Origin of the sequence: Chitinimonas sp. BJYL2, assembly GCF_027257935.1 — a bacterium.
Taxonomy (GTDB): Bacteria; Pseudomonadota; Gammaproteobacteria; order Burkholderiales; family Chitinimonadaceae; genus Chitinimonas.
Genome location: NZ_JANZKW010000004.1, coordinates 186,252 through 201,484, shown reverse-complemented (window position 1 = coordinate 201,484; position 15,233 = coordinate 186,252). Strand labels below are relative to the sequence as shown.

Genomic DNA, 15,233 nt, shown 5'->3' with positions numbered 1-15,233 from the left:
GCAAAAGAAAACCCGGCCGGAGCCGGGTTTGCGGTGGTGCAAGGCGTGGACTGGTCAGGCGCCGTTGCGATCCAGATGGGCGAGCTTGTTTTTGACGCCTGCCCACTGGTCGTGATCGGGCAGGGGGTCCTTCTTCTCGACGATGGTTGTCCAGTTGGGGCTCTTGGAGAGTTCCGCATTGATCTGGATATAGGCTTGTTGGTCAGCCGGCACATCGTCTTCGGCGTAGATGGCTTCCACCGGGCATTCGGCCACACACAGCGTGCAGTCGATGCACTCATCGGGGTCGATCACCAGAAAATTCGGCCCTTCGCGGAAGCAGTCCACCGGACAGACATCAACGCAGTCGGTATATTTGCACTTTACGCAGGCATCGGTCACTACGTAGGTCATGAGGCGTATTCCCTAATCAATAAAGCGGCGTAATCGGCCGCATTGTATCAGAAGCACTTTGTCGCTCCCGCCCCGGATGGTTATTTCCAAAGACACCAGCAGCATAATCCCTCCGCGCTATCGCGGACGTTTCGCGCCCAGCCCCACGGGCCTGCTCCACGCGGGCTCCTTGCTCGCCGCAACGGCGAGCTACCTGGATGCGCGCGCCCAGAGTGGGGAATGGCTGCTGCGGATTGAGGATCTGGACCCACCCAGAGAAATGCCGGGCGCGACCGACGGCATCCTGCGCACACTTGCCGCATTCGGGTTCGAGTGGGATGGCGAGGTGGTTCTGCAAAGCCGGCGCCATGCGCTTTACGCTGCCGCGCTGGCCGACCTGCAAGCACGTCACCTTGCCTATGGCTGCGCCTGCACCCGCAAGGAGATTGCGGATACCAGCAGGCCGGGTGTGGATGGACCGGTCTATCCCGGGACATGCCGTGACGGCGTGGCTGTCGGTCGAATTGCGCGGGCAATCCGGGTCCGGGTAGAGGGGGTGGAAACGATTCAATATCTCGATGCGATACAGGGAATGCAATCACAAAACCTGGCGGATCAGGTGGGTGATTTTGTGCTTCGGCGAGCCGACGGTTTTTATGCCTATCAATTGGCGGTGGTCGTCGATGATGCCGAGCAGGGAATTACCCATGTCGTTCGCGGTGCTGATTTGATCGATTCAACACCGCGCCAAATTCATCTTCAGCGCTGCCTTTCATATCCTTCGCTTCAATATGCGCATGTGCCGGTTTTGGTGAATGCCAATGGCGAAAAGCTGAGTAAACAAACCTTGGCGCCGGCGCTGGATCCGGCCGATGCCGGCCGGCAATTGTGGGCCGCCATGCAAGCACTGGGCTTATCGCCACCGCCGGCTTTATTAAATGAAAAGCTGGCCGATATCTGGCAATGGGCGATTCAGAACTGGCAGATTGACAGGGTGCCGTCCTCGCGGGTGTTGCGGGCGGAACAGCTAGATCATCGGCTATCTCATTGAAATAAAAGCCGCAAATGCAGGTGGTTATTTCACATGAGGTGGCACTATAAATGAGAATGCACGTTAGCTTGCGTGTGTAACTCCATGATGTTAATTTACTTATTGAAATTGTGACTCCGCATAAAGGTGGGAGCCGTGCGAATCAAATCAAAACTCAAAGCCACAGCGATGGCCGTAGCCTTGGCGGCACTGCCGCTGTTTGCCCAATCTGCAGGTCTGGGCAGGCTCAATGTCCTGTCGGGTCTGGGGCAGCCGCTACGTGCTGAAATCGATCTGGTGGCCGTACAGAACTCCGAAGTCGACTCGCTGCGCGCCGCATTGGCCTCGCCCGATTCCCACCGAGACGCGCAAATCGACTTCCCCGCTGCGTCCCTGGGCCTGCGTTTCAATCTGGAAAAGCGCAGCAACGGGCAGCATTTCATCTCGATCATTTCGGCCCAGTCCGTCAACGAGCCTTTTCTCGATTTTCTCGTCGAGCTGAAGTGGGAGGGTGGCAAGGTATTGCGTGAGTACACCGCCTTGCTGGACCCGATCGGTTACAACGCTGCCGGTGTGGCACCGGTTGCTGCTGCGCCTGCTGCCCCCCAGCCTTCTCCGTCGCAGGTGGCGCCGGGAAAGCCGGTAGCTGCGCCCAAGCCGGCCGTTGTGCTGGCGCCGCCGCCCAAAGCACCTGAAGCCAAACCGGCGGAGCCGCCGGCCCAGCCCAAGCCGCAACCAAAGCCCGAGCCTGAGCAGGCGGGTGGTGAGCAGGCTTACACCGTCAAGGGTGGCGATACGCTGGTTGGCGTGGCCAATATGAACATGCCCGAGGGCGTGAGTCTCGATCAGATGCTGGTAGGCCTCTATCGGGAAAATGCCGATGCCTTCGATGGCAATATGAACCGCCTCAAGAAGGGCAAAGTACTCACCATCCCCGCCCGTGAGACCGTCGCTGCAATTGATGTTGCCGAGGCCCGCCGCGAAGTGCGCATGCAGGCGGAAGACTGGCGTGCCTATCGCGCCAAGCTCGCCGACGCTGCACCGGTATCGGCTGCGACCGAAACCGGCGCGAGCGGCAAGATTGCGACCAAGGTCGAAGACAAGGGCGCGAGCAAGGAAACCAGCGCCAAAGATACGTTGAAGCTCTCCAAGGGCGACGAGACCAAGCTCAAGGAGCGGGTCCAGTCACTGGAGGGAGAGGCAACGGCTCGCCAGAAGGCCCTGGCTGAAGCGAATACCCGCGTCGCCGAGCTGGAAAAGACCAACAAGAAGCTTGAAGACTTGCTGGCGCTCAAGAACAAGCAGGGCGCCGAGCTGCAGAAGCAGGCCGATGCGGCCAAGGCACAGGCTGCCAAGCCGCAAGCCAAGGTTGATCCCAAGCCTGCCGAGATCAAGCCTGAGCCTAAGCCGGCACCTGTTGAAGTGAAAAAGCCTGTTGAAGAGAAGCCGGCTGAACCCGTCAAGGCCGAGGAGGCCAAGCCGGCAGAAATCGTCAAGGCACCCGAGCTGCCCAAGCAGCCCGCTGCTGAGCCAGAAGCGGCGAAGCCAAAACCCAAGAAGAAGCCGCTTCCACCACCTGAGCCGGAACCCGAGCCTACCCTGCTGGAAAATCCCCTGGTCCTTGGCGGCGGCTTGATTGCGCTGATGATGGCCGCTGGTGGTGCTATCTGGGCGCTTCGTCGCCGCAAGAAGGGCAATTTTGAAGACAGCGTGATCACCGGCTCCGACCTCAAGTCCAACACCATGGTGGGCAATACCGGTGGCGCCGTGATCAGCACTGGCGTGACCGAGAATTCTTTCCTGACTGATTTCAGCCGTGCGGGTTTGGGCACGATTGATACGGACGAGGTCGACCCGATTGCTGAAGCCGAGGTGTACATGGCCTATGGCCGTGACACCCAAGCGGAAGAAATCCTGAAGGACGCCCTGACGCGCGACGGTAGTCGTCAAGAGGTGCGCCTCAAGCTGCTTGAAATCTACAACGCCCGCAAGAATGCCGGTGCGTTTGAATCTGTTGCGCAGGAGCTCTACACGGCAACGCAGGGGCAGGGTGCCTTGTGGGCACAGGCCGCCGAAATGGGCCGGGTGCTGGATCCGCAGAACTCGCTCTATCAGCAGCAGGCGCCCGTTGATACGGGCGATCTCGACAAGACGATGATCCTGTCGGCCGGCACGCTGGGTGAGCTGAGCGAAACCACGCGCCTCAACAGCCCGATCGCCGCTGAAGTACCCATGCCTGCGACTGATCTGGATTTCCAGCTTGATGTGCCCGCCACGGCCGATGAAGCGGCATCGGAGGCAGGCAACAGCCTCGATTTCGATCTGGGCTTTGGCTCTGAACCCGCTGCTGAAGCCGCGCCGGCGGTGATGGATGACAACCAGATTGCTGATCTGGATCTGGATGTCCCCGGCCTGACGGCAGAGGCAGAGTCCCCCGCTCCCGTGGCTGAATCCATGGATTTTGATATCGGCGGTTTTGATCTGGATGCACCTGCGGAGGCTGCACCCGCAGCGGTTGCTGCCGAGCCCGCTGCGGATGACGGTATCCTTTCGCTGGATATTCCTCTGGACATGCCGGCTGAAGCAGCGCCCGCAGCCGAGGTGGCTCTGGACATGCCGGACATGGGCTTGCCGGATCTGTCGGCACCTGCAGCCGAGGCGCCCATGGCCGAGCTGGATGCACCGGACCTGGCAACGGGCCTTGACTTCAATTTTGATGTGGATGCCGACTTGGCCGCACAACCCGCTTCGATGGCAACGCCGGACCTGCCGCTTGACGATATCAGTCTTGATCTCGATATTGCCCCGGAGGCAGCCAGCACCGGTGATGTCATCGACTTCGGTGCTGAACTCGATGACCCGGTTACCACCAAGATCGATCTGGCTCGCGCCTACATCGACATGGGGGACACCGAAGGTGCTCGCGAGATCCTGCAAGAAGCCTCCAGCGAGGGGAATGCCGAGCAGAAGGCGACAGCAGAGGCCTTGCTGGCACAGCTCTGAGCGTCACTAGCTGGTAAAATCAAAAAAGCGTGGATCGATGAGATCCACGCTTTTTTCTTGGGTGTGTCTCAGGGTTCAGCGGGGTAGATCGGCGCATGCGCATCGCAATCGGTATTGAATACGACGGACGCGCTTATCGCGGCTGGCAATCCCAGCCCGGCGGCAACACCGTGCAGGATGTTCTCGAACGGGCCCTCAGTCGCATGGCCGGCGAACCGATTCGTGTCCATGCAGCCGGACGAACAGATACCGGTGTGCATGCCACCATGCAGGTTGCCCATTTCGATACGCAGGCTGATCGGCCCATCACGGCTTGGGTTCGTGGCGTCAATACCTTCCTGCCCGCCGAGATTGCCATATGCTGGGCCCGTGAAGTAGATGACACCTTCCATGCCCGCTTTTCGGCCACCGCCCGGCACTATCGCTATTTGTTGCTCAATCACCCGGTCCGTTCGGCCTTGCTGGCGGGAAAGGTCGGTTGGCACCATGCGCCGCTCGATATGGCGCGCATGCAGGCTGCGGCCCGACTATTGATCGGCGAGCACGATTTCTCCTCATTCCGCTCGTCTGAATGCCAGGCCAAGAGTCCGGTAAAGACCCTGACCCGCTGTGACATTGCCCATGCGCAGGGTTTGTACACCATCGATTTATCGGCTGGCGGCTTTTTGCACCACATGGTCCGTAACCTGATGGGCACCCTGATCCATATCGGTAAGGGGGCCGCCGAACCCGCATGGATGGGGGAGTTGCTGGCCGCGCGCGACCGCACCATGGCGCCGCCGACCTTCATGCCGGATGGGCTCTACTTTGCCGGCGTGAGCTATCCAGACCGCTTTGCCATTGCCAGTGAGCCCTCGTTCCGCCACTATCTGGTCTGATTTGAGACCGGCTTGATGGCATGACCACACGTATCAAAATATGCGGCCTGCGCGATGTCGCCATGGCCAAATCTGCCGCGCTACTCGGTGCCGATGCAATCGGACTGGTGTTCTATGCCCCCAGTCCGCGCAATGTCACCATGAACCGTGCCCATGAAATTGTCGCCGCTTTGCCGCCGTTTGTGAGTACGGTGGGTTTGTTTGTGGATGCCGATCCGGCCATGGTGAACGGTGTGTTGCGTACCGTGCCGCTGGATATGTTGCAGTTTCATGGTGACGAAACGCCCGAGTATTGCCGCTCGTTCGGTCGGCCCTACATCAAGGCAGTCCGCGTGAAACCGGGGGTGGATTTGCTAGAATTTGCCGATCGCTATGCCGATGCCCGAGGTCTGCTGCTGGATGCCTGGTCCGAAGCGGCACCCGGCGGGACCGGCAAGTCCTTCGATTGGGGCCTGATTCCGCCTGAACTGCCCATGCCGCTGGTGTTATCGGGCGGGCTGGATGCTGCGAATGTCGGCGCCGCCATCCAGCGGATCAAGCCTTGGGCTGTTGATGTCTCCAGTGGCGTGGAGTCCAGTCGCGGCGTCAAGGACGCCGGGCTGATCGAAGCCTTCATTCGTACTGTCCAACAAGCTGCCTGAGCAGCCACTCGTTAAGCGGAAATACCGGATGTCCACCCTCGATTTTGCCATTCCCGATCACTACACCTTGCCGGACCTGCGTGGTCGATTCGGTGACTATGGTGGTGTTTACGTCGCAGAAACCCTGATGGCTGCGCTGGATGAGTTGCGTCAGGAGTACGAACGTGCCAAGGCGGACCCGGCATTCATGGCCGAATATCGCTATGAGCTGGCGCACTACGTTGGCCGTCCCAGCCCGATTTATCACGCCAAGCGCTGGTCCGAGCAGCTTGGTGGCGCGCAAATCTATCTCAAGCGGGAAGACCTGAACCATACGGGCGCGCACAAGATCAACAACACCATCGGTCAGGCTTTGCTCGCGCGGCGTATGGGCAAGAAGCGTGTCATTGCCGAAACCGGTGCCGGTCAGCACGGTGTTGCATCAGCGACCGTAGCCGCGCGCTATGGCATGGAATGTGTGGTTTACATGGGCGCTGAAGATGTTCAGCGCCAGGCGGCCAATGTGTACCGGATGAAGCTGCTCGGGGCGACAGTGGTGCCGGTGACCTCTGGTTCCCGCACGCTCAAGGATGCGCTCAATGAAGCCATGCGCGATTGGGTGACCAACGTCGATTCCACCTTCTACATCTTGGGCACGGCCGCAGGCCCGCATCCGTATCCCATGCTGGTACGTGACTTCCAGGCGGTGATTGGCGAGGAATCCAAGGTGCAGATGCAGGACATGCTGGGCCGTCAGCCCGATGTGGTAGTGGCCTGTGTGGGCGGTGGTTCCAATGCGATCGGCATGTTCTACCCCTACATCCAGGTGCCGGGTGTGCGCATGATCGGTGTGGAAGCAGGTGGTGATGGTGTCGATACCGGTCGTCATGCTGCGCCGCTCTCGGCAGGGCGCCCCGGTGTTTTGCATGGTAACCGCACCTATCTGATGCAGGATGACCATGGCCAGATCATCGAGACCCACTCGATTTCTGCCGGCCTGGATTATCCGGGCGTGGGCCCCGAGCACAGTTATCTCAAGGACATCGGCCGCGTCGAGTACACGGCGGCCAATGACGATGAGGCTTTGGCAGCTTTTCATGAGCTGTGCCGTACCGAGGGCATCATTCCTGCTCTGGAGTCGAGCCATGCACTAGCCCATGCCCGCAAGCTGGCCCCCACGTTGAAGCGTGATCAGGCCATTCTGGTAAATCTGTCCGGCCGAGGTGACAAGGATATCCCCACGGTGGCCCGGATTTCCGGCATCGAACTCTGATCATCCATCTTCAGTCAGCGCGAACAGCCTGCCTCTTGCTAGAATAGCGGCCCATTGTCGGCGCCTTCGGGTGCCGGCAGACGGACCTACTGAGAACTATGCCCCGTATCCAGACGACTTTCGAGCGCCTTCGTGCGCAGAACAAGCAGGCCCTGATCCCCTTTGTAACGGCAGGGGATCCGCATCCTGCTGCCACCGTGGGTCTGATGCACGCCCTGGTGGCAGGTGGGGCCGATATTGTTGAGCTGGGCGTGCCGTTTTCTGACCCCATGGCCGATGGTCCTGTCATCCAGCGCGCCTCCGAACGAGCCCTTGCGCATGGTGTCAGCCTCAGCCAGGTGCTGGATATGGTGCGCGATTTCCGCCGCCGGGATGCAGACACGCCTGTAGTCCTGATGGGGTATGCCAATCCCGTAGAGGCCATGGGCTATTCCGCCTTTGCGGCAGCCGCCGCAGAGGCGGGTGTGGATGGCGTGCTGACCGTGGATTTGCCACCGGAAGAGGCTGGGGCACTGTCCGGTACGCTCAAGGCGCACGGTCTTGACCCGATTTTCCTGCTCGCGCCGACCACGCCACCCGCCCGTGTGGCCGAGGTTGCCAAGCACGCGGCTGGCTATGTGTACTATGTGTCGCTCAAGGGCGTAACCGGTGCGGCCACGCTTGATACCAGCGATGTCGCAGAACGCATTGCGGCACTGCGTGGACAATTGAGCCTGCCGATCGGAGTAGGTTTCGGCATACGTGACGCCGCAACCGCACAGGCCATCGCCCGCGTCGCTGACTCCGTCATCATCGGCAGTCGCCTTGTGCAGGAGATTGAGGAGCATGGTGCTGACGCTGCGCCAAGGCTAACGGCGTTCCTTCGGGAAGTCCGTGGCGCGATGGATGCTGCCCGGGACTAAGACAAAAGAGAGGGCCGCCAGTGCGGCCCTTTGAATTTTCAAGCGCTCGCTAGATTTGCATGCGAGCTGGAGACGACAATGAGCTGGTTGCAAAAGCTGCTACCCCCAAAAATCAAAGCCAAGCCCGCGGGGACAAGCAAATCCGTTCCTGAAGGCTTGTGGAGCAAGTGTTCGGCCTGTGAGGCAGTGCTGTATATCACCGACCTTGAGAACAATCTCGATGTCTGTCCCAAGTGCAGCCACCATAACGCCATCTCGGCGCGCCGCCGTTTGGACCTGATGCTGGATGCCGAAGGGCGCATCGAAATTGGCGCTGAAGTCCGTCCTGTCGACTTTCTCAAGTTCAAGGACTCCAAACGCTATCCCGAGCGGCTGACCGCGGCCCGCGAGAGCAGTGGCGAGGATGACGCACTGGTCGTCATGCAGGGCGCCATCCATTCGCTTCCGGTGGTCGTTGCGGCCTTCGAATTCAAGTTCATTGGCGGCTCGATGGGGTCGGTGGTCGGGGAGCGTTTCGCTCGAGGCGTGCAAGCGGCCATCGAGAACCGCTGTGCCTTCATCTGTGTCTCTGCCTCGGGCGGCGCGCGGATGCAGGAAGGTTTGACCTCGCTGATGCAGATGGCGAAGACCAGCGCCATCCTCACGCGCTTGGCCGACGAGGGTTTGCCCTTTGTCTCACTGTTGACTGACCCGACCATGGGCGGGGTGTCCGCCTCGTTTGCTTTCCTCGGTGATGTGGTGATTGCAGAACCGGGGGCGCTGATCGGCTTTGCCGGTCCGCGAGTTATTGAGCAAACAGTACGCGAGACGCTGCCGGAGGGTTTCCAGCGTGCCGAGTTCCTGCTTGAAAAGGGTGCAATCGACCTCATCATTGATCGCAGGGAGCTACGGCAACGCCTTGCGACCATGCTGGCCGTGCTGACCAAACAGGCCAGCCCGGTATTCTGATCGGCAACCTTTCTTGAAGATGGCAATCCACGACAGGATCTGTCCATCGTGGATACGCCATGCGTTTTGACTCCGACAGCCTGCAGGAATGGCTTGCCTACCTTGAGCGCCTGCACGCTACTGCCATCGACATGGGCTTGGCCAGGGTTGCCGAAGTGGCAAGCCGGATGGAGCTCAAGCCTGCATTCCCAGTCATTACCGTGGGCGGCACCAACGGCAAGGGTTCCACCTGCGCTATGCTCGCCGCGGTGTACCGTGCAGCGGGCTATCGCGTGGGTGCTTATGCCAGTCCACACCTGATTCATTACAACGAGCGCGTCTGTATTGATTTGCAGCCAGCTGACGATGCGGCCATTGTCAGCAGCTTCCGTGCAGTGGAAGCGGCCCGTGGCGACATATCGCTGACCTATTTCGAGTTCGGTACGCTGGCGGCCATGCACCAGTTCATGGCCACGGGTGTTGATGTAGCGGTGCTGGAGGTGGGTTTAGGCGGCCGGCTCGATGCCGTCAATGTCTTTGAACCCGATGTGGCGGCGGTGGTGAGCGTGGATCTGGACCACCAGTCTTATCTGGGTGATACGCGAGAGGCAATCGGCTTTGAGAAAGCCGGTATCTACCGCGCAGGCAAAGTGGCCTTCTGTGCCGATCCTCATCCGCCCCGATCGCTGCTTGATCATGCTGCCAATATCGGTGCTGACCTGCAGGTGATCGGCAAGGACTTTGGCTACACCAATGAAACGACCCAGTGGCGCTGGCGTGGCCGCAACGGCCAGAAACCCGGTTTGCCATTTCCGGCATTGCGCGGCGCGTTCCAACTGGGCAATGCGAGTTTGGTCATCGCCATACTCGATGCGCTGAACGCGCGCCTGCCGGTGAGTATCGGTGCCCTCAAGCGTGGCCTTCTGGAAGTAAGCCTGCCGGGACGTTTTCAGGTACTGCCGGGGCGCCCGTCCATCGTGCTGGATGTCGCCCACAACCCGCATGCGGCTGCAGCTTTGGCTCAGAATCTCGCCAATCAGGGTTTTTTCCCTACAACACATGCGATTTTCAGTGGTCTGGCCGATAAGGACGTGGCGGGCATCGTTGCCTTGCTCAAGGACCAGATCGATGTCTGGCATATTGCTCAGCTCGACGTTCCCCGTGCCGCCAGTGCAGACGATATCGCCAGGCAGATTGTTGCTAGTGGCGCACCGGGTCGGGTACAAGTGTATCCGGATGTGGCAGAGGCCTATGCGGCGGCAAGGCGGGCGGCAGGCGAAAATGATAGAATCGCGGCCTTTGGTTGTTTCAAGGTCGTGGCTGACATGCTTGCATTGAAGCCGCGCTGAGATTTCATGGCAGACGCCCCGATCAGCGAAGAACTTACCGTACTGCGCAAACGTGCGCGCCGCCGTCTGGTTGGCGCTGTTGCGCTTGTCTTCATGGCGCTGATCGCGCTCTGGACCGTGATGGATGACCGGCCCCCGCAAAGCCTGGTCAACCAGTCGGTGGACATTGTCAGCTCCTCACCTGGCCTCTCGAGTACCGTTCCTGCCGCAACCAAACCGCAAACTCAGCCTCTGCCTGCCATGACGGTTCCCGAAGCCAGTTCTGTCGTGCCGGTGGACCCCGCGCCAGCCGTGCCGGCCCCGCAGCCAGAGCCTGCATCGGCGCAGCCACTGAACCCACCCCCAGTCCAGCCGGCGCCGATTGCCGATAAGCCTGCGACTGCCAAGCCGGATGCCGCCAAGCCGGTCTCCAAACCCAAGCCCATCGTTGATCCCGCGCGCATCCTGGACGGGATGGATGAGGAGCCGGCCAAGCCTGCCGCCAAACCCGCTGTAAAAGCCGCCGACACCGGTGGTGAGCGTTATTTTGTCCAGCTTGGTGCCTTTGCCGACAAGGACAAGGCAATGGGGCTAGTAAGCAAGGCTCGCCAGGCCGGCGTGAGCATCCAGACCGAAACCGTGAATACCGACAAGGGCGCGCTGACTCGTTTGCGCGCAGGACCGTTTGCGCAGCGTGAGGCTGCCGAAAAAGTGCGTGGCAAGCTCGCCGCTGCGGGCGTAACGAGTACTGTTGTCGGCAAATGACAGTTTTCGATTATGCCGTTCTGATCATTGTGGGCCTGTCTGTGGTACTGGCCGTGTTCAGGGGTGGTGTATCGGAAGTCCTGTCGCTGGCAGCCTGGATACTGGGTTTCTGGCTCGCCCAGCGCTACGCTGGAGAGGTGGCCGCGATGCTGCCGGCTGATGTGCCTACAGACGAGTTGCGTTTGATTGCCGGCTTCGTGGGCATTCTGCTTGGCGTGTGGTTTGTGTCAGCGATTATCCGTATCACGATTGCCCAGTTTGTGCGCGCCAGCGGGCTTGCGCCGCTGGATCGGTTTATCGGCGCACTCTTCGGGCTTGCGCGGGGCGTGTTGATCGTGCTGGCTTTTGTCATTGTCGGCGGACTCACCAGTTTGCCGCGCCAGCCCATGTGGCGGAATGCCATGTTCAGCCCGCCATTCGAGGCGCTGGCGATTGCCCTCAAGCCTTGGCTGCCTGTGCAGCTGGCGCAGCATATCAAGTTTGAATGACCAGTCGAATTGATCGGCCGGTCCACGGTTCGGAACGTAAGGACGCATCATGTGTGGCATTCTCGGGGTAGTTGCAAAATCACCGGTCAACCAGCTTCTGTATGACGGCCTGCTGGTACTCCAGCACCGTGGGCAGGATGCGGCTGGTATCGTTACCGCAGAGCAGAGTGGCGTGATGCATATGCACAAGGGACAGGGGCTGGTCGCGGATGTATTCCGTACCCGCAACATGCGCTCCCTGATGGGTAACCTCGGCATTGGCCATGTCCGCTATCCCACGGCAGGCTCGGCTTCCAGCCTTGCGGAGGCCCAGCCGTTCTATGTGAACAGCCCCTTCGGCATTGTGCTGGCCCACAACGGCAATCTGACGAACCACAAGGAACTCAAGGAGGCGATGTACCGCAACGATCTGCGGCACATCAACACCAATTCCGACTCCGAAGCACTGCTCAATGTATTTGCTTACGAGCTGCAAAAGCGGGCAACTGGTTTCACCCTCAAGCCCGATACCATTTTTGATGTGGTTGCCGCTGTTCACCGCCGCGTTCGCGGTGCCTATGCAGTGGTTGCCATCATTGCGGGCTACGGCCTTGTGGCTTTCCGCGACCCTAGCGGGATTCGCCCGCTTGTGTTGGGCGAGCATGCGACACCCGAAGGCACCGAGTATCTGGTGGCCAGCGAGTCGGTTGCACTCGATACCATGAGCTTCAAGATGGTCCGGGATGTGGCACCGGGCGAGGCATTGTTCATTACCATGGATGGCAAGCTGCACAGCCGCCAGTGCGCCGACAAGCCCAAGCTGGTGCCGTGCATTTTCGAGCATGTCTACTTTGCCCGTCCTGACTCGGTCATGGATGGCATTTCGGTGTATCAGGCGCGGCTCAATATGGGCGATAACCTCGCCGACAAGATTCGCCGCGATCTTCCCGATTTCGATATCGACGTGGTGATTCCCATCCCGGATACCAGTCGCCCCAGCGCCTTGCAGCTGGCCAATCACCTTGGTTTGCCGTATCGCGAGGGGTTCCAGAAGAACCGTTACATCGGTCGGACCTTCATCATGCCTGGCCAGGCCACCCGCAAGAAGTCGGTACGCCAGAAGCTCAATGCCATCGCGGTTGAATTTACGGGCCGCAATGTACTCTTGGTGGACGACTCCATCGTACGTGGGACCACGTCCAAGCAAATCGTGCAGATGGCGCGCGAAGCAGGCGCCAAGAAGGTGTACTTTGCCTCGGCGGCACCACCTGTCCGTTTCCCGCATGTTTACGGGATCGACATGCCTACCCGCGCCGAGTTGATTGCCACTGGTCGGTCGGATGAGCAGATTGCTGCCGAGATCGGCGCGGATGCAGTGTTCTATCAAGACCTGGATGCCTTGGTGCAGGCCGTGTCGGATGCCAGCTCGGGCAAGATCACCGCGTTCGAGACATCATGCTTCTCGGGTGAGTACATTACCGGTGATGTGGATGATGCCTATCTCGACGAGATGGAAGAGCGCCGTGTCAGCCCGCTGTCACGCGAGGGCGATGGCGGTAGCCAGGTGCTCGACATGAATGTGGGTGTCGCGGAACAGAACCTGATTTGATCCGTGTCTGCCGCAACATCCGGCGAGAGCCGCATGTCCTGCGGCCTACCCAATAGAAAAAGCCCGCGATTCAAGCGGGCTTTTTCTATTGGGGGCTGAGTCATCAGCGCGGCCACGACAAGGCCGGTCGTGGCCTTGCGGGTGTCAGGCGAGATCCGGATCGAGTTCTTCCTCTTCCCGTTCGGCGGGCAGCGGCGCACTGACGCCCACAGCCTGGCGGATCTTGTTCTCGATCTCGCGGGCCAGCGCCGGATTCTCCCGCAGGTACTCACGGGCATTGTCTTTGCCCTGGCCGATCTTGTTGCCACCGTAGGCGTACCAAGCGCCAGACTTCTCGACAATTTTGTGGATCACGCCAAGTTCGACGACTTCCCCTTCGCGGCTGATGCCCTGGCCATACAGGATGTCGAAGTTGGCCTCGCGGAAGGGCGGGGCGACCTTGTTCTTGACGACCTTGACCCGGGTCTCGTTACCCACCACCTCATCGCCCTTCTTGATGGCACCGGTGCGGCGGATGTCGAGCCGGACGGAAGCGTAGAACTTGAGTGCATTGCCGCCCGTGGTGGTTTCGGGATTGCCGAACATCACGCCGATCTTCATGCGGATCTGGTTGATGAAGATCACCAGCGTATTGGTACGCTTGATATTGCCGGTGAGCTTGCGCAGCGCTTGCGACATCAGGCGTGCCTGCAGGCCGGGCAGCTGGTCGCCCATCTCGCCTTCGATTTCAGCCTTGGGTACCAGGGCCGCAACCGAGTCGATCACGATGACATCCACGCCACCCGAGCGGACCAGCATGTCGGCGATTTCGAGTGCCTGTTCGCCGGTATCCGGTTGCGAGATCAGCATGTCGCTGACGTTCACGCCCAGCTTGCCGGCATATACCGGATCCAGCGCATTTTCTGCATCGATGTAGGCAGCCACACCGCCGAGCTTCTGGATTTCGGCCACGGCGTGCAGGCACAGGGTGGTTTTACCCGAGGATTCCGGACCATAGATTTCAACAACCCGGCCGCGCGGCAGGCCACCGACGCCAAGGGCCAGATCGAGTCCCAGCGAGCCGGTGGAGACGACTTGCAGATCATTCTCGATCTGCGCTTCGCCCATCTTCATGATCGAGCCTTTGCCGAACTGCTTTTCGATCTGCGCCAGGGCGGCGGCGAGGGCCTTGCTCTTGTTGTCGTCCATGATGTTTTCCTGTGGTTCGTAGAACAATCGTTCACCAAATTGCGATTGGCCGGACTATAGCACAAGTCGCCCGCGTGTCCATCCATCGCATGCAGACAAGAAAAAAGCAGCCCGCAGGCTGCTTTTTACCCAAGCCGCAACGCGATGATCAGGCGCGCTTCTTGAACTCGTTGGTGCGGGTATCGATTTCGATCTTGTCACCGATTTCGATGAAGGCAGCCACTTGCAGCTCGTAGGGGGTGCCTACCAGCTTGGCCGGCTTCATGACCTTGCCCGAGGTGTCGCCACGAACGGCGGGTTCGGTGTACTCGACTTCACGAACGATGGTGGTCGGCAGTTCAACCGACAGCGCGCGACCTTCGTAGAACACCACTTCGCAGACATCTTCCATGCCGTCGACGATGTAGTTCACGGCGTCGCCCATGTTCTCGGCTTCAACTTCGTACTGGTTGAACTCGGTATCCATGAACACATACATCGGGTCGGCGAAGTAGGAGTAGGTGCACTCCTTCTTGTCGAGAACGACGACGTCAAACTTTTCGTCGGCCTTGTAGACCGATTCCATGCCCTGGCCGGTCAGCAGGTTCTTGAACTTCATCTTGACGACGGCGGCGTTGCGGCCGGACTTGTTGTATTCGGCCTTCTGGACGACCATCGGGTTGCCGTCGACCATCGCGACGTTGCCGGCGCGGAGTTCCATTGCGGTTTTCATGCTGTTTGCCTTGCTGCGAGGATAAGCGGTTGAAAAAACGCAGCATTATACCCGGCCCGCTTGTGCGCGTGCCACTTTGTAGCGCGCGTCGGTCGCGGCTGTTTGCCATCGGGTTTGTCCGGGCTTGCTGCGGCGCGTTGTTGCTTGCAGGGTAGTGTG

14 protein-coding genes are annotated in these 15,233 nt (G+C 60.1%); 11 read left to right on the top strand and 3 right to left on the bottom strand.

Annotated features, from left to right (window positions below):
* Positions 1–54: 54 nt before the first annotated feature.
* On the bottom strand, positions 55–393 hold the full coding sequence (fdxA, locus tag O9X62_RS12980) for a ferredoxin FdxA (RefSeq protein ID WP_269533321.1): 339 nt from the start codon (positions 391–393) through the stop codon (positions 55–57).
* A 76-nt stretch (positions 394–469) separates the two neighbouring features.
* Here fdxA and gluQRS point away from each other — a divergent pair, with 76 nt between their 5' ends.
* The 11 genes from gluQRS to purF all read left to right on the top strand — a co-directional run bounded on the left by gluQRS (position 470) and on the right by purF (position 13,174).
* Positions 470–1,423 carry a tRNA glutamyl-Q(34) synthetase GluQRS gene (gluQRS, locus tag O9X62_RS12975; RefSeq protein ID WP_269533320.1) on the top strand — a complete coding sequence of 318 codons (954 nt, stop codon included), beginning with the start codon at positions 470–472 and terminating at the stop codon, positions 1,421–1,423.
* 135 nt (positions 1,424–1,558) lie between these two features.
* Positions 1,559–4,405 (top strand): FimV/HubP family polar landmark protein, encoded by a 2,847-nt coding sequence (locus tag O9X62_RS12970; RefSeq protein ID WP_269533319.1) that lies wholly within the window; start codon positions 1,559–1,561, stop codon positions 4,403–4,405.
* A 95-nt stretch (positions 4,406–4,500) separates the two neighbouring features.
* Positions 4,501–5,283, top strand: coding sequence for a tRNA pseudouridine(38-40) synthase TruA (gene truA / locus O9X62_RS12965; protein WP_269533318.1), 783 nt, complete (start codon positions 4,501–4,503; stop codon positions 5,281–5,283).
* A gap of 20 nt (positions 5,284–5,303) precedes the next feature.
* Positions 5,304–5,924: a phosphoribosylanthranilate isomerase gene (locus tag O9X62_RS12960; RefSeq protein WP_269533317.1), complete on the top strand. Its 621-nt coding sequence runs from the start codon at positions 5,304–5,306 to the stop codon at positions 5,922–5,924.
* Positions 5,925–5,952: 28 nt separating this feature from the next.
* Positions 5,953–7,176 carry a tryptophan synthase subunit beta gene (gene trpB, locus O9X62_RS12955; RefSeq protein ID WP_269533316.1) on the top strand — a complete coding sequence of 408 codons (1,224 nt, stop codon included), beginning with the start codon at positions 5,953–5,955 and terminating at the stop codon, positions 7,174–7,176.
* A 98-nt stretch (positions 7,177–7,274) separates the two neighbouring features.
* On the top strand, positions 7,275–8,078 hold the full coding sequence (trpA, locus tag O9X62_RS12950; RefSeq protein ID WP_269533315.1) for a tryptophan synthase subunit alpha: 804 nt from the start codon (positions 7,275–7,277) through the stop codon (positions 8,076–8,078).
* Positions 8,079–8,156: 78 nt separating this feature from the next.
* On the top strand, positions 8,157–9,026 hold the full coding sequence (gene accD, locus O9X62_RS12945; protein WP_269533314.1) for an acetyl-CoA carboxylase, carboxyltransferase subunit beta: 870 nt from the start codon (positions 8,157–8,159) through the stop codon (positions 9,024–9,026).
* Between the two features lie 59 nt (positions 9,027–9,085).
* Positions 9,086–10,354 (top strand): bifunctional tetrahydrofolate synthase/dihydrofolate synthase, encoded by a 1,269-nt coding sequence (gene folC, locus O9X62_RS12940; protein ID WP_269533313.1) that lies wholly within the window; start codon positions 9,086–9,088, stop codon positions 10,352–10,354.
* A 6-nt stretch (positions 10,355–10,360) separates the two neighbouring features.
* The gene (locus O9X62_RS12935) at positions 10,361–11,098 is read left to right on the top strand and encodes an SPOR domain-containing protein (RefSeq protein WP_269533312.1); all 738 of its coding nucleotides are present in this window, start codon (positions 10,361–10,363) and stop codon (positions 11,096–11,098) included.
* On the top strand, positions 11,095–11,586 hold the full coding sequence (locus O9X62_RS12930) for a CvpA family protein (RefSeq protein WP_269533311.1): 492 nt from the start codon (positions 11,095–11,097) through the stop codon (positions 11,584–11,586). Before O9X62_RS12935 ends, O9X62_RS12930 begins: the two co-directional genes overlap by 4 nt.
* Positions 11,587–11,635: 49 nt before the next feature.
* Positions 11,636–13,174 carry an amidophosphoribosyltransferase gene (gene purF, locus O9X62_RS12925; RefSeq protein WP_269533310.1) on the top strand — a complete coding sequence of 513 codons (1,539 nt, stop codon included), beginning with the start codon at positions 11,636–11,638 and terminating at the stop codon, positions 13,172–13,174.
* A gap of 144 nt (positions 13,175–13,318) precedes the next feature.
* On the opposite strand, the gene recA is transcribed toward purF, so the two are convergent.
* Together recA and efp are read right to left on the bottom strand one after the other, a co-directional pair.
* On the bottom strand, positions 13,319–14,362 hold the full coding sequence (recA, locus tag O9X62_RS12920; RefSeq protein WP_269533309.1) for a recombinase RecA: 1,044 nt from the start codon (positions 14,360–14,362) through the stop codon (positions 13,319–13,321).
* Positions 14,363–14,510: 148 nt separating this feature from the next.
* The gene (gene efp, locus O9X62_RS12915; RefSeq protein WP_269533308.1) at positions 14,511–15,074 is read right to left on the bottom strand and encodes an elongation factor P; all 564 of its coding nucleotides are present in this window, start codon (positions 15,072–15,074) and stop codon (positions 14,511–14,513) included.
* Between the last annotated feature and the right edge of the window lie 159 nt (positions 15,075–15,233).

What these genes read in the sequence shown, in the direction of transcription:
- O9X62_RS12960 (WP_269533317.1), top strand. Translation starts at nt 5,304, where the DNA reads ATGACCACACGTATCAAAATATGCGGCCTGCGCGATGTCGCCATGGCC.
- efp (WP_269533308.1), bottom strand. Translation starts at nt 15,074, where the DNA reads ATGAAAACCGCAATGGAACTCCGCGCCGGCAACGTCGCGATGGTCGAC.
- O9X62_RS12935 (WP_269533312.1), top strand. Translation starts at nt 10,361, where the DNA reads ATGGCAGACGCCCCGATCAGCGAAGAACTTACCGTACTGCGCAAACGT.
- fdxA (WP_269533321.1), bottom strand. Translation starts at nt 393, where the DNA reads ATGACCTACGTAGTGACCGATGCCTGCGTAAAGTGCAAATATACCGAC.
- O9X62_RS12930 (WP_269533311.1), top strand. Translation starts at nt 11,095, where the DNA reads ATGACAGTTTTCGATTATGCCGTTCTGATCATTGTGGGCCTGTCTGTG.
- trpA (WP_269533315.1), top strand. Translation starts at nt 7,275, where the DNA reads ATGCCCCGTATCCAGACGACTTTCGAGCGCCTTCGTGCGCAGAACAAG.
- trpB (WP_269533316.1), top strand. Translation starts at nt 5,953, where the DNA reads ATGTCCACCCTCGATTTTGCCATTCCCGATCACTACACCTTGCCGGAC.
- gluQRS (WP_269533320.1), top strand. Translation starts at nt 470, where the DNA reads ATGGTTATTTCCAAAGACACCAGCAGCATAATCCCTCCGCGCTATCGC.
- accD (WP_269533314.1), top strand. Translation starts at nt 8,157, where the DNA reads ATGAGCTGGTTGCAAAAGCTGCTACCCCCAAAAATCAAAGCCAAGCCC.
- recA (WP_269533309.1), bottom strand. Translation starts at nt 14,362, where the DNA reads ATGGACGACAACAAGAGCAAGGCCCTCGCCGCCGCCCTGGCGCAGATC.
- truA (WP_269533318.1), top strand. Translation starts at nt 4,501, where the DNA reads ATGCGCATCGCAATCGGTATTGAATACGACGGACGCGCTTATCGCGGC.
- folC (WP_269533313.1), top strand. Translation starts at nt 9,086, where the DNA reads ATGCGTTTTGACTCCGACAGCCTGCAGGAATGGCTTGCCTACCTTGAG.
- purF (WP_269533310.1), top strand. Translation starts at nt 11,636, where the DNA reads ATGTGTGGCATTCTCGGGGTAGTTGCAAAATCACCGGTCAACCAGCTT.